Consider the following 19,359-nt stretch of genomic DNA (forward strand, 5'->3'; position numbering starts at 1 on the left):
GATGTCTCCCGGTTAGTCGACGACCAGCGTTTCGTGCTTGCGACGGTAGATCGCGAGCGCCTTGCCTTGCGCAGACGTCTCGGACAAGGCGTTCCCCGGCGCTTCGTAGCTCATGTTCTGGTTGAGCGCGTTTTGCTGGTCAGGCGTCGGCGTGCCGCCGCCATTCGGGATTCCCCACGTCACGACCACGTTGTCGTCACGAATCGCCGCAAACGCCTCGCTGTTGGCATACACCGCGCGGATGTTCACCAGAAGGTGCGCGACTGCCGATGAATTGCCGCCGAAGGTCTGGTCGCCCCATGTGAAGACGCGGCCATCTCGCAGCAGTCCGGCAAACGCACGGGCGGTGCCGACCACCTGAATGAAGTCGTAGGTGGCCCAGGCGGGCGGGAAGTTGTTGCCCCGGTTCGGGTCGCCCCAGCAAACCAGATTGCCGTTCTGCCGACGCGCACAGAACGCACCCCATGTAGCGACGATTTCAACGCAGTCGGAAACGAGCTTGGCGGCCTCCGAGAGCACGCCGCCGTGGGTGTTCGGCCCCCACGCGATGATCTTCCGGTCGGTAGTAATGACGGAAAACGCGCGTGCCGTCGCACTGCCGAGCGATGCGACGTTCGTTGCAGTTTCGGCGCCGTTCTTCAACACCCCGCCGTACGCGTCGTCCTTCCACGCGGCCAACGTCCCGTTTTCGCGCAAGGCACAGAACGCCCCGAAGTTGCCCATCACGTCTTTGAACTTCTGTCCGGACAGTTCCGGCGGCAATTCGCCGCCGTGCGTGGCCGGTCCCCACGGAACGAGTTCGCCGCCCACACGTCGGCAACAGAACGCCCATCCGCTGCCGACCACCCGATCGGCGTCGTTCACAAGACTGGCGGCGGTGTTGAGCTTGCCGCCCTGATTCTCGTTACCCCACGCCTGCAGGGTGCCGTTATCCCGGATGGCGGCAAAGGCCCCCGCATTGCCCACGACGCGTCGAATGTTGACCGGTATCGGCGTGACCTCACCGCCGGTGTTCGGCTGCCCCCACACGGAGACCATACCGTTGCTGTGACGCGCTGCCATTGATGAAGGCGACGTGCTGATCTCGACGTACCCGGCATTGCCAATGAGGTTGGGATGAATGTTCGCCCCCCAGCTCCGATGTCCCCACGCGTACGGACGTCCTAACGTGAGCAACGCACCAAAGGCCGCCGCCCCGGTGGTCGAAGCACTGTCCGTGCCGCTTCCCGAGAAGTGCACCGGCAAGACCGATGTGGAAGCATTTTCGGTGCGCGCATGGATCACACGCCACGGCTGGGTATCGAGGAACGATGTGCCCGTCGCGCCCGACAGATCGCCCTCGTAACGCCATTCGGCCGTCACGTCCAGGCGCGTCGCGGTACTGATGGCGCGCAGGTAGCGCGGCGAGCTGGACGCACGATAGGCCGCACTACCATTGCGCGCGCCCAGCACCAGCAAGTCTCCTGTGCCCAGTTCGCGCCCCACGGAATAAACGGCATCGGGCGACGTTTCGATATCGCCGCCGTTCTTGCGCAAGATCGTGTAGTAGACCTTGACGACGGAGCCGTCGCTGCTGTCGATGTTGCTCTTGGGCACCATCAGCGGCAGGTCTTTGCCGATGTCGGTCGGTTGAATCGTATGCGGCACCTGATACGGCGGAACGCCTTGCCAGTTGAGCGTGACAACGTCGTCCACTTCGAACATGGCCGACGCATCGATCAATGCCGTCGCGCCTTGCGGCGGCACGGCGTCCGGGTCCAGATTGCCACCGTTCGCTTGCGTCATCACCACCGCAGGCAACTCGGTCATGCGGATGACGAAGGCAGCCGCCGCGCCGGAACCGATGACGTTGCCGCTGCGCCGCACCTCATAAGACACATTCACGGTGCCGTCGATACCGGCTTCGAGCGTCTCGAACGGCACGGTGAACTCAACGGTGGTGCCACCGCCAACCGGCTTGGTATGGGAATAGTAACCGGCATCGACAGAGCAATCCCAGGTCAGCACGACCTCGTCGCCAAGCGCCATCGCGTCGTTGACGTCCACAATCACTTCGACGCCGCCTGTGACCTGGCGAAGATCGAGTTCACCGTTGACGACGGCAGGAATACGCGGTGGGTCGAACGTCGCGATATCGCGCACGACCTCGAATGTGATCGGATTGGACTGCCCGACCAGAACATTCTGCCGGACCACCCGATACAGCACGTCCACCGTCTGATCAACATACGGTTCAATGTCGGCGAGAGGGAAGTGTTCGTCGACCGGCTGGCCGACCATGTTCTGGGAGATCTGTACGTCGACGGTCAGCCCGCCGTTCTCCTCCCCCCCAGCCCAGTCGAAGTAGACGTAATCGCCGATTCGCATTCCCTCATACGCGAGGGCCCGCACGTCCGCACCGTAGGTAAGATCGGACAGATTGAGCTTGTCGTCGATCACCTGGTCCATTTCCGGGTCGGCCAGGTCCGTCGGCACAAATCCCACATTCAGCGTCAGATGATCGGAGTGGATGACGCCGCTTGCCCGGGTGACCGTGTAGCGAATCGTGACTGTCTCGCCCTTCCAGCGATCGACAATCGCCTTCTCCACGCGAAATGGAAAATCCATCGGTACGCCAACGACCACACGGTCCGGGTACGTTGGCTTGCCCGCCCCCTCCCAGTAAAGATCGATGACGTCGTTGGCCTGCATGTCCGGATGTTGGTGCACGATGGTCTGCACGCCGCGCTCGTAAGCCTCCTCGGGCAGATTGCCATCAATGGATTGCGGCACGCTCGGCGCCCCCCAGCGCACGGGTCGGCTGACGTTGAGCACAAGGTCTTCCGAGCGCTCCTCCACGCCAGGGGCCTTGACGACCCTGTAATACACCGTCACCGTCGACGTATCGAAGTACTCCACCTTGGCCTTGGGCACGTACATGTGAATCGGCTGGTTCAGGTTCTGGTCGGACACGAGGAAGCTATCGATTTCCTCGCCGCCTCCGCTGCCCTCGCCGAAGTAGACCCACACCGTCTGACCACTTGCCATGCCCGGATAGGGGTCCACTCTGACCGTGGCGAACTCATCGACATCGTCCGGATTGAGGGATTCGCCCACCGCCTCTTCCACGACCGGGGGCGGCAGCAGGATCTCGGCCAGCGGAAGCACGCGCAACGATTTGGCCTGCGACGTCGTATCCCCGCCGCCCTGCTTCACGATGTAGTAGACGTTCACCGTGTCGCCACCGTTCGCATTGATCTCGATCACGCCACGGGGTATGGTGCCGGTCTGATCGCCGATCTGGCCGGGCGTGGTGACGTCGATCCTGTCGGTTGCCTGGCCACCCTGCGACGTGCCGATCCAGTACCACTGCACCGAATCGCCCACGGCCATATTCGGCCACTCGGCAATCGTGATCGTCGGCCCGTTGGGGACCAGTGCCGGATCAAGCTCACCGTTCGACTCGCCTTCGATCAAGGGGGCCGGCAAGTCCGCCAACTTGAGCACCGTGAGTTTTAGCCGATCCGACTCACGTGGCCCGCCCCCTGACGAGATCACGTAATACACTTCTGCCGATCCCCCCGCGGTCGCCGAAATCGTCTCGAAACTCAGTGGGATCGTCACGGTCTGCCCGATGTCCTCAGCCTTGATCTGCTTGAAGTCCTGATCGGTGACCGGGGAACCGTCTGCGGCTGTACCCGCCCAATACATCATGACGATGTCGTCAATGGCCATGCCAACCCACGGCTCGATTTCGACGGTTGCGCCATTCGGGACCAACGACGGATCCAACTCTCCATTTTCGGCCTCCGGAACCACTGGAGCGGGCAATCCCTTCGCCACACCGACGATGGTGTAATACGCCCGCGCCGAGCGGCCCTTGGGAGTCCCGCCGCTGTCGGTCACGCGATAGAAGATCGAGCCTTCGCCCGGCACGACTGGCGCGAGACTGGCATTCGCCAGTGGGATTTCGAGCATCGGCGGGGCCCAAGGCTGGCTTACCGAAAACGTCACCGGCACGCCGTCGTCGGAACGTCCTTCGAACACCAGTTCGATGGTGTCGCCATCGGCGAGATCGTTGTTGATGAACACAATCGCCTCGGCGTCCTCCCCCGCCAGCGCATCGAAGTCGAGCACCCCGCCCGGGGCGTCGCTCAGTGCCGGGGCGACGTAGATCGAGTCGCCGGCCTCCACTTTGACGAACGCCGGCAACGCGCGCAGCGAGTAGTTCGTCACGGCATCGTAAATGTCGTAGGTCACCGCGAGCTTTTCGCTGTCGCCCGCGGCATCGATCGTGGCTTCATCGACCATCACCACAATGTCGGTGTCCACTTCCTCCGTGGTGATCGTGCGCGTGGGCAAGGTCTCCGATCCCCAGAACACGCGAAGACGATCGCCCTCGGCCATGTTCTCCCAGGCGAGAATCGTGACGGGTATTCCTTCCGGGGGAATCGGCGGCTCGATGGGGCCAGGCGGCAGCACGGCAAGCTTAAGATTCTCGTTGATCGACGGCGTCGACTGGTCGGGATCGTCGCCCCCGGGCTTCGTGCGTTTGACGAGAACCTGCGCGTGCGGCGACTCCCGCCTCGCGCCGCTGATATTCGAGACGTGCTCGAACCAGACGTCGACGATGCCGTCCGGCAGATCCAGTACGTGCTGCACGTCCACATTCATCGCGTAGGTCGCGTTGTCCGGGTTCGTGATGAACATGTCGTCTACCGCGACGCCTTCCACGCCCCAATACAGGATCAGTACGTCGTTGCGCTCGAAATCGTCGCTCCATGGCACCAACACCACGATCGGCTGCCCGGGATTGTGCAGGCTTCGATAGCCGATACCGCCGTAGGTCTCTGCGTCCAGCACACGCGGCGCCTGAAGGACAAGCGGCTGAGCGCTGTCGTCCCCGGTGCGTGCCTTTCGTGCCTCAGGCTTGAGCGAAGCATCTCTGACGTTCATGATCGACCTCCGGAAGGGCGTGCGCGGGTGTGGGCACACATGACGAGACGGGAAAAAAGGCACGCGTTGCGCATCTCATTCGCGCAGCGCGTGCCGATGCGTCCATATCACTACCGATGCCCGTGCCCGACAACTGTCAACGTTGACAGTTACCGGACGACAATCGCCGCGCGACACTTGGCAAACCCAACTCCTCTCCGAATGGAGGTCTGTCATGACAGTCAAACGAAAGTCTCTTTTACGCACGGACAACAAGGCGGCCAGCCTGACAGTCCCGGCGAAGCGAACCTCGGAGTCCGGCCCCTTATTCGAACCGGACCCGCCAGTGATCGATCCGGATGCGCTGGCCGATCGTCAAAACGTGCCTGAAAACATCTACCCCTTCAACGTTATCAAGACGACATTGAAAGACCAGCCGATCAACTTCACGGCGAAAATGGAGGTTAACTACACGCCGGGTTATCGATACATATACGAAGTCGATGGAAAGACCGACGGTGTCGAATATGAGTTCACAGACGAAGACTTTGACAACGAAACCTTCACGTTCGCCGTCCAACCGCTGTTACTGACCCACGGACTACACGCATTGCAATACGCCACCCGTCCGGAGTACGATCCGAACTTTTCCAATCTGTCGCGCCCGTTTTATTTCGTGTGTGACTTTGCGAAGCCAACGAACCTCGGCGAGGGGGAGGTGCCTCCGGAGGTGGAAGAAAACGGATTGACCGACTCGATCCTGACCGATCTGAACGACGTTTTGCCGTTGACCCTACCGAGTTGGATCGACATGTTTTACATGGATGTCGTCGTCGGTATCGTTCGGCAAAAGGACGGTGCGAACCATGAGCTCCCACCGGTCACGCTCACCTACCCCCGTGACTTGTCGGATCCGGTCGTGCTGGAGTTTCCACGCGATCTCCTTGAAACGGTCGGAGACGGACTGCTCGAGTTCACGTACAAAGTCACCGACATGGCAGGCAACGAGTCGGACGAAGCGAACATCAAGGTCGTCGAAGTGTTCATCTCCGGCGCCATCGATGACCTCGAACCCCCGGAGGTTCCTGCGCAAGAGGTCGATGGCCTGATCACCGAGGAAGACGCGCGCGAGCCTGTCGTCGTTCAGATTCCCGGACATCTGAGCGTGGTGCCGGGCATGAAGATTGTCGTGACGTGGGGCGATACGGCACTGCCCGGCGTGGTCTTCGATGGCGATAACACCGAGGAATTCATGCTCGAAGTGGATGCGCCCTACGCCGCCGTTTCCGCGGAATGGGAGGCGAACAAGGACGCCGGAGGTTTCGCCGACATCGAGGTGAACTATATCGTCTTCACCCCCGAGGGACGAGAAGCCGGACGCCCCGACACCCCAAAGCGTGTGCGTGTGAATCTGAGTCAGGGCGGCGGCGTCGACCCCGATCCCGAAACGCCCGAAAACGAGGCACTTGGCAAACCGGTGGTTCGACATTCCGCATGGCAGGACCCGGAACAGGAGGATTTCATTCCCGATGCGTCCGTCGAAGTGGACCATAAGATTGTCATTCCCTGGTTCGTCAGAGATGAACTTGGCAATGTGACCGACCAGGATGCCTTCGTTGCCGGCGACGAGATTCTCTTCGTCTATAACGGCGAGCCCGCCGGAGCTTACACGGTAGGCGGAGGTGACGTAGTCAACAAAGATGATCTCGTCAGGCCGCTCGCATGGGGGCCGGTGAAAGCCGGCGGGAGCGGGTTGAAGGATGTCCAGTACATCGTCGAGCGCACGCTGGTGGACGGTAGTGTCAACACCGCCCTGTCGCCTGTCACCGTCGTGACGGTTCGGGATTCAGGCGACTTGCCCGGCGGGCCGGGTCCATTGCCGGAAGCTGCATTCAACGATGCCATAATCACCTGGGAGAAGATCACCGAGATCAATAACGGCTTCGCACCGTTGACAATTCCCGTATACCCCAACCAGAAACTGGAAGACATCGTTCGGATTCACGTGCTGTGCAACCGATGGAAGACTGGCGAACCCGATGGCGACCCCATTCCGCTTGCGGAATATGGGGGTGAAGATGGCGTGAACGAGGTGCCGGGTTTCCCATTCGAACTAGTGATCACCCCGACCAACATCGGCAAGCCGTTGACGTTCGCATGGCCGCAAGCGGTGATTGAGCATGCTTGGGCCTTGGCAAGAGCCCGGGTGTTGTACAAGGTGACGCGCGGCGACGACGACACGATGCACAAGGAGACTACCGACGGGGCCCGCAGCATCGTCGAGCTCGGCAACATGCCCAAGCCGCCAGATCCGGCCCGTGGCGCCGCCACTGCCAAGCGACACCGTCCGACAATGGCCGAAGCGCTGGAGGGCGTGGGGACGTCGTCGGCGAAAGCCCGGCTTGCCGCACTGCGGAAGTATGTAGGCGCGTGGCGAACGACATCCTCCCAACGCCGGGATTACCTTGCTATGAAGAAATTACGTGAGGAGAAACTTCGGAAGGCCGTCAAGATGGAGCGCCGTATCGACGACCCGCACGCGCGCAGAATCGCCCAGATCGCCGCGCGCCCGACGCCCGATCCCTTTAAGAAGGAGTAACATTTAGCAACGCGATGTGCGTGACTTCGTCTCAAAAGGACGACATCACACACATTGCCTGCGAAGCATTCCCAACTTTCCTGACGCCAAGGTGTTCTACACCTTGGCGATTTGCTATGGTCAAGTTCCTTATCGCTGACATTGCGGGCTTCGATACCGACACGTTCGCGCTGGTCTCGCAACGAGACGCCAGCGTGAGCGTGCCGCTCGGCGCGACCGCCGGGCGCTGCCTTCAAGTGCTTTTGGAAGCCGACGGCGAGATCGTGACCAAGCGCACCTTGCTCGCGCAAGGCTGGGAGCAGTACGGTGCAGTGGTCTCCGATAACAACCTCAGCCAATCCATCGTTCGCATCCGAAAAGCGTTGCAACAACTCGGCGCGGACCCCGCCGTGCTCGCCACACTTCCGCGCATTGGTTATCGACTGACCAGCGCCAAACGGGTGACGCCTTTCGTCGATGCCCTCACGAGTACCCCGCTATCTGCGGAAACCGGCGCATCCAGCGCACCGTTTCCATGGGATAACGCCCAAAGTGTCTCGAGAACTGAAAATATTTTCGAAGACAAAAGCAAGTCATCGTCGGAGCGCGTAAGCAACGATCCGTCGAGCGGATCGACAAGCACGACGCCACGAATCGTGGGCGAGGGGCCTGCCTCCACCCTCGGCGGCGACGATGGCAGGCAAGTTGCGCCTGGACAGCCTGCCGACGACGCCAAGTCCGCAACGAAATCGACATCGCAAATTCCCGCCGACGCCAGGCCGCTACGCCAATCCTGGTGGCCCGCGACGGGTATCTGGTTGGGGGTTGCCGCCGTCAGCGCCGCGCTCGCAGGCTGGGTGGTCCCCTCGCTGCGTGGCGATCTGCGAACGAATGCGAGTGTTGCCCAGTGGGCGCCGCTCGACGATACGCCTGACAACCGCGTGTTCATCGCGCCGGATTTCAAGCAGGACGCAGACTTCGTCAAGCAGCGTCTCGCACGACTGGCGAGTACGCCTCCGTTGGCCGTCGACGATGCTCACGAGCGCTACGTATACATCAACGGCGCCGGCAGTCTCGACGTGTTCAGCTACTTTCTCTGTCGCGCACCGATCGGCCGCGCCGACTCCGAATGCTTGTCTTATCTGCTGATCGACCACACTCACTCATGAGCCACCCCATGCCGCCAGATCGGCGTGAATCCCGAAAACGCGCGAAGCGCAGCCTTTGGCTCGGCGCTGTCATTGCCGCGACGATTCCATGGGCTGCCGCGTGGTGGCTCGTACCGGACGACCGCGTCGAATGGCAATGCCTCGCCAACATCGAGTTCGATACCCGTTCCTCCACCGGTGCACGCGTGCAAGTCTTCGGCACGATGGAGTCCAGCTACCACAAGGACGGCACCGGCACCGCTCGCTTTACTGGCCGTGTAATGCAAGGCGACACATCGAGCGTTGTGCATCGGGCCAGCGAATTCCGGTACGTGGCGCTGCAAAGCTGGCTACGAGTGAACACCCTGCGTGCCAGCCGATTACCCAACGACGACACGCCGGACGACCTCGTCTACCGCTTCGTCTATCACGGCTTTCAGGCGGGCCACACGGATTACTTTCAGGCGATGCGCGTCGGCGATGGCGCAAGTGTCGGCTATAACGATCAACCGCGCGTGTATTGCGCGCCCAAGGCGGCGTCTCCCGCCTGACGCCAACAGACGGAAATAAAAAAGCCTGACACCTTTGCAGGTCGTCAGGCCAAGTGGAGCACTCAAAAAGATCTTCAAGGGCGACGTGCGCGCGTCGCCCGTCTCATATCGGAAGCGTTAGAACCGATAGCGCACACCGACGTTGGCACCCCACGGCTTGTCGAGACGCTTGCCGACCGAGTAGCTGCCCTCCACGTACGCCTGCAAATTCTTCGCCATCTGCGCAGCCAGACCCGCACCGACTTCGAGGCGCGTGCCCGAGATGTCCTGCTGCAAGTCGATTCCGTTCACGCGCACCGAATTGCTTCGCACGAACTCGTGCGTCACCGCAAATTTGCCGTACGGCTGGAAGGTGCCCTTTGCCGTCTCGAACGTCTTACCAAAATGCATACCGACCGTGCCGAGCAACGACTTCGTGCTGCTGGTCGTGGCATGCATACCATTATCCAGCGTGAAGTCCGAGCCGTTTGCCCACAGGCCCGCCACTTGCCCGAATGGCTCGATAAACCATTGATTGCCAAATTCGATCTTGCGACCGACCTCCGCCGAAAGGCCCAGGCCGTGGTTGACGAAATCGCCCTTGCTGCGCATGCCGTCGCTCATGCGAACATCCAGCTCCGAGCCGAAGCGGTTGTATTTCAACACCCCGTCGAAGTAGTAGCCGTTATTTCCCAGCCAGGTCGCGTAAGCGCCGACCGTGTGGCTCTCGATGTCGCCGCGTGAACCGTTGTTGAACTTCAACCGGCTATTGCTGGTACCGAACATGCCGCCGACGAGCCAGCGACCCGCGTCGTTTTGCGCCACAACCCTGTCGCTACCGCCGATGACGCCCCACTGATTCTGGTTGTAACCTGTGCCCGCCGCGGGACGCGCGTTGTATTCGCCGCCAAACACCCGCGCCCAGGTCCCGCCCTTGTCTCCCTCGCCCAGGCGCAGTTCGCCCAGTCGCGAACGCAGCACGGTGTGCTCACCCAGCCAGGCGGTCGGCAATGCATTGTGGATATTCACCACCGCGTCGGTACCCGGCGTCAGCGCTTCGGTCTTCTCCAGATACCACGACTGCTCGCCGCCCGCCTCACCGTCCGACTTCAGCACGTACGAATACACCCCGGCGTCGACCTTGTCGCCCACGAGCGAGAACTTGCCGTCGCCGCCGCCTTGCTCGACCAGAACCTGTGTCTGGACGCCACCTTCCGTTCCGGTGTTCTTGACGTGCAATTGATGCTCACCCGTTGCGCTCTCCACGTCGAGCAGGTCGGCGCCGCCCAGTTGCAGATCGGCCTGCATCTGGAACGTGCCATTGCCGGAAAGCGCCGCGACATCGAGCGTATGGAACGTGCCGGCGGCTGCCGTGCCGTGAATATCGATGAAACCGCCGTCCATCGTAATCTTGGCCATTTCCTGATCGGCCGTTAGCGCCCATTTGCCATTCGAATTGACAGCCAGCAAATCGACGTTGATCAACTGACCGGTGATCGAGCCGTAGTTCTGCAGCGTCAAATCCAGCGTTGCGCTGCCGTCGCTCACGATATCGCCGGTCAATTGGGAGTTGTCGACGGTCACGGTCGAATCGACACCCTCGTGATGCTCGATCAGTACGCCGTTGGCGCCAGTGATCGTGGTGCCATTCGCTATCGTCAGCGATACCGATTTTCCGTCGACGCTTGTCGGGTCGGCCTCAAGCAGGATCCCCGCACCTTCTCTGCCCACGATATGAGTGCCGTTGAGCACGGCCACCGACTCATCTCCGTACGGACCGCTTGCCATCCAGATACCGTGATCGCCGGTGATCGAGCCACCATTGACGTGAAGGTACGAGTCGCGAGTGTAGACACCGGCGTTGTGTGCGCCGAGGCGCCCATCACGGCTGCTGACATGGGTATCGTTGAGCACAACCGTCGCGCCCGCCCCCATGTGAATGCCAGCCGCCAAGCCGTTGATCGTGCTGTTGCTGACCACCGCGCTCGAGGGCGTGAAGTTCCCCCCGCCAATGCCCACCCACATCCCGCTCCCCCTATTGCTCCAGATACTGGAGTTGGCGATGTTCGCGCTCGCGTTTTCGAGGGTGATACCGGCGTTGGCAGCGATGGTGCCGACAACCTGCACACCATCGAGGATCAGGCGGCTCGCCCTATCGGCGCGAAGCCAATTGGTTGCCGTGCCCGGGTGGATCGTCAGTTGACTGCCATTGCTCACGTTCCAAAACTGTTCCGGATCGCCGGGGGCGTTGAGCTCGTGCTCGCCGCCGTCGTTGATGATTCCGGCATGTGCCGTAGCACTCAGACAGGTGAGCAGAATCGCGACGCCTTGCGCAATTCGGCTTGGGAAGGGGGTTGCGGCAATGCGCCGCAGGTCTGTCGTACGCATGATGGTCGTTTCCAGAAAAAGTCAAAACGACACGAAGCGTACGCAAACACCCTACAAAAAACCGTTTCAAATGACGTTAACCACCAATATTCACTGAAAATCATCAACATTCCACCAAATTCACGGAATTACATTTCACGGTTAGGCGAAACTTGCATTGACATCAGAATGTGTAGCGCAGTCCCAGCTGCACACCCCAAGGCTGATTGACATGGCGCCCCACGCTCGACTCGACTTCCGAGTAGATCTGCAGATTGCGGCGCAACTGCCCTGTCACCCCCGCGCCGAACTCGAAGCGAGTGCCGGACAGATCGTTGTTGAACCCAATGCCGTTGACCATGACTTGATTACTCTTGATGAACTCCTGAACCACCGCCAGCTTCAGGTAGGGCTGAATCACGCCGCCTCCCGATAGCGACACCGTCTTGCCGAACGCTGCCCCCACGCGAAGCTGCACCGACCCGGTGTGCGACGTCTGGGATTGCATGCCGTTGGTGAGCGTAAAGTTGTCGCCGCCGACACGCAGCAAAGCCAGATGTGCGTATGGCTCCAGGAACCACTCGCCGTTGAATTTCAGGTGTCGACCGAACTCCAACGTCGCACCGACACCGTTCTCGCCAAAGCTGCCGTGCGCGCCCGTGCCGTCGCTCATGATGACGTTCGCGTCGTTCTGGAAGTGGTTGTAGCGAACCACCGTCTCGAAGTAATAGCCCGTGGCACCGAGCCACGTGCCGTAGAGGCCTGCCGTGTAGCTATTGACGCCACCGGTTGAGCCGCCATCGAACGAGAGCTTGCTATGGCTGGTGCCAAGCAACCCGCCAACCAGCCAGGTGCCACCCCATGCCTTGCCGACCACGGCGTCGGCGCCGCCCATGACCCCGTATTGTGTCTGACGGTAATCGACGCCGGAGGTCGGTGTCGCGTGGAACTGCTTCCCGTAGGTCCGAACCCATGCACCGCTGTTGCCCTGATCCGCAATTCGGATGTCGCCGAGGCGGCTTCTCAAGATGGCCTGCTCACCGGCCCAAACGGATGGCGCAACGCCGGAAATGCCAATGACCGTCTCCGCCCCCGGTGTCAGATCGGGACCACCGGGATCTCCCGGATCGTGCGGGTCTGTCATGAGGACCCAGTTGTTGCCGTCCTGACGCAAGTCATACTTGTACACGCCGGCGTCGACGGCGCCGCCGACCAGCGAGAATGCCGCACCGCCGCCGCCTGTCGTCACGACAGTCAACGGCCTGACTTCGGCAGGCTCTGCGCCAGTGTTGCGGATGTGCAGTTGGTAGCTGCCGGTGGCGTTACCCGTCACCGCCAGCAAATCACCCGTGTGGGTCGCGATGTTGGTGCCCATCATGAACGCGCCGTTGCCGGAGAGGGTGCCTAACGTCAATGTGTGAAACGTTCCGGTGCCGGCCGCAGTCCCTGAGATATCGATCGTGCCGCCGTTCATTGTCACGGTGGGCACGCTGCCATTGCCCGTCAACACCCATTTCCCGCCGGAATTCACAGCCAACGAATTCACATTCACGAGCGCCCCCGTGAGCGAGGCGTTATTTCTGAGCGTCAGATCGATGACGCCCGTGCCGTCCCCCGTCACGTTGCCGGTCAGTTGCGAATTGTCGACGGTGACGGTCGACGTGAAATCGCCGATTGAATTGATGATGTTCCCGTCGCTCCCGGTGATCGTCGTGCCGTTCTCGATATTGAGGGTGACCGGTCGCGGCCCGGGAATCGTGGGTTGTGCCTGAATCAGAATCCCGGGGCCGCCTGTCCCCGTGACCGTCGTGCCGCTTAGCGTCGTGGTCGAGGAAATGCCGTTATCCCCAGTGGCAATCCAGATCCCGTTACGCCCACTCACAGCGCCGCCGTTGACGACCAGCGTGGAATCGAAGTTCGCAATGCCTGAGTCGAACTGGGCGGTACCGCTACTACTCACCGTGCTGTTGTTGAACGTCAGCGTCCCTTTGGTGCCGACCGACGCACCGAACTGCACACCGGAGACCGTGCTATTGGTGACTGTCACGTTGGGCGCGATGGTGGACCCTGCGTTCGAGCCAAGCGCAATACCGCTTCCGCCCGTGCTGCTCACCGTGGAGTTCGAGACGGTGCCGGAGGTATTGAGAAACAGCATGCCGGAATTCACGCCGATGGTGGCAGCCACCGTCGCACCGTCGACGCTCGCTGTGCTTCCGGTTTCGACGTTGATGAAGTTGGTCGCCGCACCTGGCTCGACTGTCAACGTCCCCCCGTTGACGACCAGCCACTGTTCTGCAGGATTGCCTGGCGCTGTCACCGTTGCCGGGACACCATCCACAATCGCCGCCTGCGCCTGCGCCGCGAGACACGCCACGCACGCAGCGACGGCATGAGCAATCGGATGGCGCGTAGGCGCCCGGGGCTTTAGCGTTTTCATACGGTTCTCCTACACATAGGCATGCATGACAAACCGACGGATGCGACAAGACCGGCGGATGCCCCCACCAAGCATTCCGCCGAAAACACCAAGCCCCTGACCTCCGCAGCCCCGATTCATCCAACCCGGCGGACTGTCGCGCCGCTCGAAAAACACAAGGGGAAACCCTTATGTAATCATGGGGTTGCAGCGTCTTTATTGATTGAACGTTAGATTCAGACGAGCCAAACCGCACCTGTCAACGTTGACAGGTGTCGTGACAGAACTTTCGTGTAATGCTCGGGACGCGGTCGTCCCGGCGCGCGAAGCGTGCAGGGACGACGCAGGAAGGAAAAATGGACGTTAGCGCGAAGCGTCGGGCACAGAGGAAGACGGCGATTCGGACGCCAACTTCGGCACATTCGGTACGAACGACGGCGTCGCCGCCAGCGTCGCGATGATGGTCTCGGCAAGCTCGACCGGATCGACAGCGCTCACGTCGCTCTGCGTCTGCAAGGGTGTCGACTGGCAACGCGGTGTGAGCCGTAGATACGGCGGCTCGGCAGCGGCGAACAGGGTGACGCTCGGCGCGCGGGTGGTGTGTGCCACGTGCATCAGCCCCCCGTCCGCGCCCACGAACAGCGACGCATTCGCGATGACCCGTTTGGCATCGCGCAAGGTCAGTTCGCCAACGAACGACACCATCTCAAGATGTCGGAACTTCGCCTCCATGAGCGCTTTGGCCGCGTCCACCCCGTTGCCGGAACCCAACAGCACGATGCCGGTCGGCAAGCCGGGCGCATGCGCCGCGTCGTACGCTTCGAGGCATTCGCGCCAATGCGCGTAGGTGCGACGCGGCTCGACACCGCCCATCGCCAGTACGAGATAGGGTCCCGACGGCAGTCGGTTCACCACGGCCTGCGGCAACGCCGTCTCTTCCCGCAAATACGGCTTGGCGCGCGCGAAGAGTTCGTCGGGGCCGAGTTGCAAGCCGAATACGTCGTTGACGGCGGCCAGACTGAATTGCGTTTGATTGCGATCCGGGCCGTGGAAGAAGCGAAACAGACACGCGAACGGCAGCGCCTCGAAAAAACGGCGCTTGATGCGAAGCGTCGGGTAGTTGAATTCTTGCAGCACGACCACGTCGTAGTCAGCGGGATTCACCGCAGCCGGATCGTCGTAGACGTGGCGAAAGATGTCGTCGCCCTCGAACACGGCCATCAGCCCCGGGCCGATGAGCAGATCGACAGGCCCCGCGCGATCGCGCAGCAACGCGCGTCCGGACAGGTCCATCACGGCATCGCCGACCGAGGCCTTGCCGCCGTAAATCCATAGCACGCGCGCATCCGGTGCGACATGACGTACCTCGCGACTCGCCTGCCCGCTCAGCGCAAGACGCAAACGGCGATGGAGGTACTTCTTGGCGACCTTGAACTTCGACGTGCGTTGCAGAAAGACGTCGGGTTCGTGGTACACCCACTCATACGGGATACGGGTGCACGGATCGATGAGACTGGCGAAGCGGCGCTGCTGTGACATGGTCGGGTCGAAGGCGAATCGGCCGCCGCGCGGACCTGCCCGATGCATCACTCGGCCGACCGATTCAATCGAGTGAATCAGCAGACCGACTTACGGGGCATGCGCGGCGACGCTTGAAGTTCGGAAGTATGCCACGCGCGCAGCCTGCGCCTACACCACCTGGAAGTGGTGCGTGCCATCGCGATGCAGTTGATCGACGAGGCCGAACTCCCAATCGAGATACGCCTGCATCGCCTGCGCCGCGTTGTCGGTGCCTTCGTACGGGCGACGATACCGGTCGTCGCGGGCGCTGGCCAGTCGCGTCTGCCCGGACTCCAGCGGCAATCCCGCATGGATCCAGGCCTGCGTGCCGCCTTCCAGCACCACGATTTCCGCATCGGTCAGACGTCGCAGATCAGCGGCGGCGAAGCGCGCGAGCAAGCTCGATCCGCAGGTCAGCACATAGCGCGGCACCGGCCCGACCTTGCGCAGCGCCTCCCCGAGCCGCGCACGAATCACGAACCACGCGCCAGGAATGTGTCGTTTGACGTAGTTCACGCCCGAGGTGAAATCGAGCACCGCGAGTTGCCCGGGAGCCGCTTCGTCGATCCAGCGCGCGAGCAACGCGGGCGTGACCGTGGCGACATCCGGCGCACTCGGCGTGTGCAGCGGCCAGCCGCCTTGTGCGCTGCGCGCTTCGGCGCCGTGCGGCTCGACCGCGTAGACCGTCCAGCCCATCTGCGCGAGCCACGAGCCCGTCATGTCGGCGCGAACGCCGTCATCGTCGGCAAGCACGATCCATGCGCCGCGCACCGGCGCGTGATGGTCCGTTTCCTGCACGAGTTGTCCGCCCGGTGCACTCGCGAAATCGGGAAGATGGCCCTCGGCGTATTCCTCCGGCGTGCGCACGTCGAAGCGATAGACGGTGCGCCCGGGAACATTAAGCGATGGCACATCCGCCAACGCGATACGACGCACGCCCGCGCGATCCGCGACGGCACGCGCCCCTTCGCGGGCGACCGCCAGCGTCGCCTCGCGTACCGTGGCCGGATGCCGACGGTCGGCACCATGCTCCAGCGACTGCCCGGCGAGCGTCCAGCCGATGGTGCCGTTGCGAAGCGCCGCGACCGGGTTCGGCAGACCGGCGTTCACGAGCGATTGCGTGCCGATGATGCTGCGGGTACGGCCCGCGCAGTTCACGATCACGCGGGTGGCCGGATCCGGAGCGAGTTCACGCACGCGCAGCACGAGTTCGGCGCCGGGCACGCTCGTCGAGCCGGGAATATTCATCGTCTGGTATTCGTCGAAACGACGCGCGTCGACGACGACCACATCGGCATCCGCATCGAGCAGCGCCTTCACTTCCTGTGCGGAGAGCGACGGCGTGTGGCGCAGTCCTTCGACCCACTCGCCAAAGGCCTTGCTCGGCACGTTCACATCGCGGAAGACTTCGCCACCGGCGGCAATCCACCCGTCGAGTCCGCCCGCGAGCAGATTGACGTCGGTATAGCCGAGCCTGCGCAGCACGGCCGCCGCGCGCGGGGCGAGGTCCTCGCCGTCATGCGCGCCATAAAGCACGATGCGGGTATCGCGACGCGGAATGCGCGCCCAGGCCTCGATCTCGACGCGCGAGAGCGGCAGATTCGCCGCCCACAGCGGGTGCGACTGCGCGAACGGATCTTCCTCGCGCACGTCGAGCAGTGCGATTTCCTCGCGTGCGAGCAGCGCGGCGCGCACGTCGGCGTAGGTCAGTTCGGGAGAGGGGGCGTCTGCGGCCTGCGGCGGCACGTCGGTCAATTGAACGGACACGGTCATTCCTTGAATTCGTCTGAAGTCGATGCGGTGTGGCTGCTCTGGGCTATCGCCCCGTCATTGCTTGTCGGCGGGCGGCGCGGCCTTGCCCCACGGATTCGGCAACTGCGCGTTGGCATAGCCGGAGACGAAGCCCTTGCGCTCGCCGGATTCGGTGAAGACGCTGCGATGCACCGCGCCGATATTGGCGCCGTACACGTGAATGCTGACCGACACCCGGTCGTCGTACGCATTGCTCACGCGGTGAATATCGCCCAGGCGCGGCGACAGCACTTCCACGTCCCCCGGGTCAAGCCGCACCGGATCGCCCGCCACGACGGGGATACCTTTGGCGTCGAGCACATACGGTTGTGAGTGCTCTGCGCCGCGCAACATGCCGATCAGCCCCCACACGGTGTGATCGTGAATCGGCGTGCGCTGGCCCGGCCCCCAGACGAAGCTCACGATGGAAAACCGCTGGGCCGAATCGCAGTGCAGCAGGAATTGCTGGTAATGATCGGGATGGGGCGCGGCGAACGCGTCTGGCAGCCAGTCGTCGCGCGCCACGAGTTGGGCGAGCAGACCGGCGCCCTCTTCGAGCAAGGTCGTTTCGTGCGGACGTCGTTCCAGCAGCCGCGAGAAGGCCGCGACGAACGTGCGCAGCGGGTCGAGCGCGTCGTAATCCTGTGCAGGCAAATCGCGCGACAAGGCGATGCCATCCAACACTTCGGTAGTACCTGTCATGCAGATTCCCGGAAAACTGCGAGCGCCTGCCGTCCGGCAGCGCCCAGAATGGTGTCGTTTTGCGGCGTGTGGATACGGCTGCACAGCACGTCGCGATGATAGCGCTCCAGCGGGTTGTTGCGCGAGAGTCCGTGGTTGCCGGAAAGTTGCAGGGCCAGTTCCAGCACCCGGATGGCATTGCCCGTTACCGTGAACTTTAGCGCACCGCTGGCAATGTCGTCATCGGGGTCTCCCGCATCGGCCGCCTGCGCCGCCGCATCGAGCAGACGCTGATTGACATGCAGCAGCGTGGCGATCTCACCGACCGTCTCCTGCACGCGCGGCAACGTGGCGAGCGGCGCGCCGAGATTGCCCGGCACCCGTGTGTTGAGGAATGTCACGAGCCAATCGACGCCGGCGCGCGCCACCGCGTCGTAAAGCGTGCCGAGCAGCACGCTCATCCACGCCTGTTGTTCGATATGCGCATCGTTGTCACGCTGGCCGATGCCCGCGGGCGCCCATTCGCCGGGCGGGCGGATGTCCACTGCGTTGCCGAACGGCAGATCGATGTCTTCGAGAATGACTTCGTGGCTCGCAGACGCGCGCAGACCGAGGTGATCCCAGTTCTGCACGACGCGGATACCGGGCCGATCAGGCGACGCCTCCGAGCCTGCCGGACGCGGCACGAGAAAGACGCCGACGCGCGGTTCCGCTTCGTCGGTGCGCGCCCAGACGCACAGCCAGCGCAGCGCGGGAATCCCCGTGCAATAAAGCTTGCGTCCGGACAGCCGCCAGCCGGTTTCGGTCCGTCTGGCAATCGTCGACGGCAGCCCGCCGCGCGCGGGCGTGCCGAGATCGGGTTCGACGCGCAGCGCGTTGATCAATGCGCCATCGCGCACGGCGCTCTCGAACACGGCCTGACGCTGCGCTTGCGGCCAGCGCGTACTGGTACGCACGAGCGAGCGATGCTGGAGATAGGTCATGGTCAGGACGAGCGCCGTGGCCGATTCCCCGGCCGCGACAGCCCCGATGATGCGGCGTGCCGTGGCCAGCCCGCCACCGCCGCCACCGGCAGCACGCGGCACGATCTCCGAGATCAGGCCGTGGCGATGCAACAGCGCAAAGTTGTCGAACGGAAAGCGCGCATCGCGGTCGAGCGACGCTGCGCTTTCGGCCAGCGCGCGCGTAATGGGCGGGAGCAGCGTGTCGAGTTGCGCCGCGCGCACGGGGCCGTCGGCACGCGGCAGCGGCAGCACCGCCCCGGAAGGTGCGAGACCAGAAGAAGCCATGATTTTGGAATAAGCAAATATGCGTTCGACGCAGGGTGCGCCGCTCTACGCAGTGCCCATAGCGTAAGGCCCGGCACGCGCGCGC

10 protein-coding genes are annotated in these 19,359 nt (G+C 62.7%); 3 read left to right on the plus strand and 7 right to left on the minus strand.

Features of this window, described 5'->3' with window-relative positions:
- Positions 1-12: 12 nt before the first annotated feature.
- Positions 13-4,935: an RCC1 domain-containing protein gene (locus PCA31118_RS21895; protein WP_150627107.1), complete on the minus strand. Its 4,923-nt coding sequence runs from the start codon at positions 4,933-4,935 to the stop codon at positions 13-15.
- A gap of 214 nt (positions 4,936-5,149) precedes the next feature.
- Here PCA31118_RS21895 and PCA31118_RS21900 point away from each other — a divergent pair, with 214 nt between their 5' ends.
- The 3 genes from PCA31118_RS21900 to PCA31118_RS21910 all read left to right on the plus strand — a co-directional run bounded on the left by PCA31118_RS21900 (position 5,150) and on the right by PCA31118_RS21910 (position 9,191).
- Positions 5,150-7,513 carry a hypothetical protein gene (locus PCA31118_RS21900; protein ID WP_150627108.1) on the plus strand — a complete coding sequence of 788 codons (2,364 nt, stop codon included), beginning with the start codon at positions 5,150-5,152 and terminating at the stop codon, positions 7,511-7,513.
- Positions 7,514-7,629: 116 nt separating this feature from the next.
- Positions 7,630-8,661, plus strand: a complete 1,032-nt coding sequence (locus tag PCA31118_RS21905) for a winged helix-turn-helix domain-containing protein (protein WP_174990560.1) — start codon at positions 7,630-7,632, stop codon at positions 8,659-8,661.
- A complete protein-coding gene (locus PCA31118_RS21910) occupies positions 8,658-9,191 on the plus strand; it encodes a hypothetical protein (protein WP_150627110.1) in 534 nt (177 codons plus the stop codon). Before PCA31118_RS21905 ends, PCA31118_RS21910 begins: the two co-directional genes overlap by 4 nt.
- 117 nt (positions 9,192-9,308) lie before the next feature.
- Here the strand turns inward: PCA31118_RS21910 and PCA31118_RS21915 are convergent, their stop codons facing one another.
- From PCA31118_RS21915 to PCA31118_RS21940, 6 genes are all read right to left on the minus strand, one after another.
- A complete protein-coding gene (locus PCA31118_RS21915; protein WP_150627111.1) occupies positions 9,309-11,558 on the minus strand; it encodes an autotransporter outer membrane beta-barrel domain-containing protein in 2,250 nt (749 codons plus the stop codon).
- Between the two features lie 163 nt (positions 11,559-11,721).
- On the minus strand, positions 11,722-13,974 hold the full coding sequence (locus PCA31118_RS21920) for an autotransporter outer membrane beta-barrel domain-containing protein (protein WP_150627112.1): 2,253 nt from the start codon (positions 13,972-13,974) through the stop codon (positions 11,722-11,724).
- 342 nt (positions 13,975-14,316) lie between these two features.
- A complete protein-coding gene (locus PCA31118_RS21925; RefSeq protein WP_174990561.1) occupies positions 14,317-15,492 on the minus strand; it encodes a glycosyltransferase family 9 protein in 1,176 nt (391 codons plus the stop codon).
- A 150-nt stretch (positions 15,493-15,642) separates the two neighbouring features.
- The gene (locus tag PCA31118_RS21930; protein ID WP_150627114.1) at positions 15,643-17,286 is read right to left on the minus strand and encodes a rhodanese-related sulfurtransferase; all 1,644 of its coding nucleotides are present in this window, start codon (positions 17,284-17,286) and stop codon (positions 15,643-15,645) included.
- 54 nt (positions 17,287-17,340) lie between these two features.
- Positions 17,341-18,006, minus strand: a complete 666-nt coding sequence (locus PCA31118_RS21935) for a cysteine dioxygenase family protein (protein WP_150627115.1) — start codon at positions 18,004-18,006, stop codon at positions 17,341-17,343.
- Complete coding sequence (locus tag PCA31118_RS21940; RefSeq protein ID WP_150627116.1) at positions 18,003-19,274, minus strand: acyl-CoA dehydrogenase family protein; 1,272 nt, start codon at positions 19,272-19,274, stop codon at positions 18,003-18,005. The genes PCA31118_RS21935 and PCA31118_RS21940 overlap by 4 nt, the downstream gene beginning before the upstream one ends.
- Between the last annotated feature and the right edge of the window lie 85 nt (positions 19,275-19,359).

The sequence above is a fragment of the Pandoraea captiosa genome (assembly GCF_902459775.1).
In the GTDB taxonomy this organism is placed as follows: Bacteria; Pseudomonadota; Gammaproteobacteria; order Burkholderiales; family Burkholderiaceae; genus Pandoraea; species Pandoraea captiosa.

Coding starts and splice junctions, on each gene's coding strand:
- PCA31118_RS21895 (WP_150627107.1), bottom strand. CDS start 4,935: ATGAACGTCAGAGATGCTTCGCTCAAGCCTGAGGCACGAAAGGCACGC.
- PCA31118_RS21900 (WP_150627108.1), top strand. CDS start 5,150: ATGACAGTCAAACGAAAGTCTCTTTTACGCACGGACAACAAGGCGGCC.
- PCA31118_RS21905 (WP_174990560.1), top strand. CDS start 7,630: ATGGTCAAGTTCCTTATCGCTGACATTGCGGGCTTCGATACCGACACG.
- PCA31118_RS21910 (WP_150627110.1), top strand. CDS start 8,658: ATGAGCCACCCCATGCCGCCAGATCGGCGTGAATCCCGAAAACGCGCG.
- PCA31118_RS21915 (WP_150627111.1), bottom strand. CDS start 11,558: ATGCGTACGACAGACCTGCGGCGCATTGCCGCAACCCCCTTCCCAAGC.
- PCA31118_RS21920 (WP_150627112.1), bottom strand. CDS start 13,974: ATGAAAACGCTAAAGCCCCGGGCGCCTACGCGCCATCCGATTGCTCAT.
- PCA31118_RS21925 (WP_174990561.1), bottom strand. CDS start 15,492: ATGTCACAGCAGCGCCGCTTCGCCAGTCTCATCGATCCGTGCACCCGT.
- PCA31118_RS21930 (WP_150627114.1), bottom strand. CDS start 17,286: ATGACCGTGTCCGTTCAATTGACCGACGTGCCGCCGCAGGCCGCAGAC.
- PCA31118_RS21935 (WP_150627115.1), bottom strand. CDS start 18,006: ATGACAGGTACTACCGAAGTGTTGGATGGCATCGCCTTGTCGCGCGAT.
- PCA31118_RS21940 (WP_150627116.1), bottom strand. CDS start 19,274: ATGGCTTCTTCTGGTCTCGCACCTTCCGGGGCGGTGCTGCCGCTGCCG.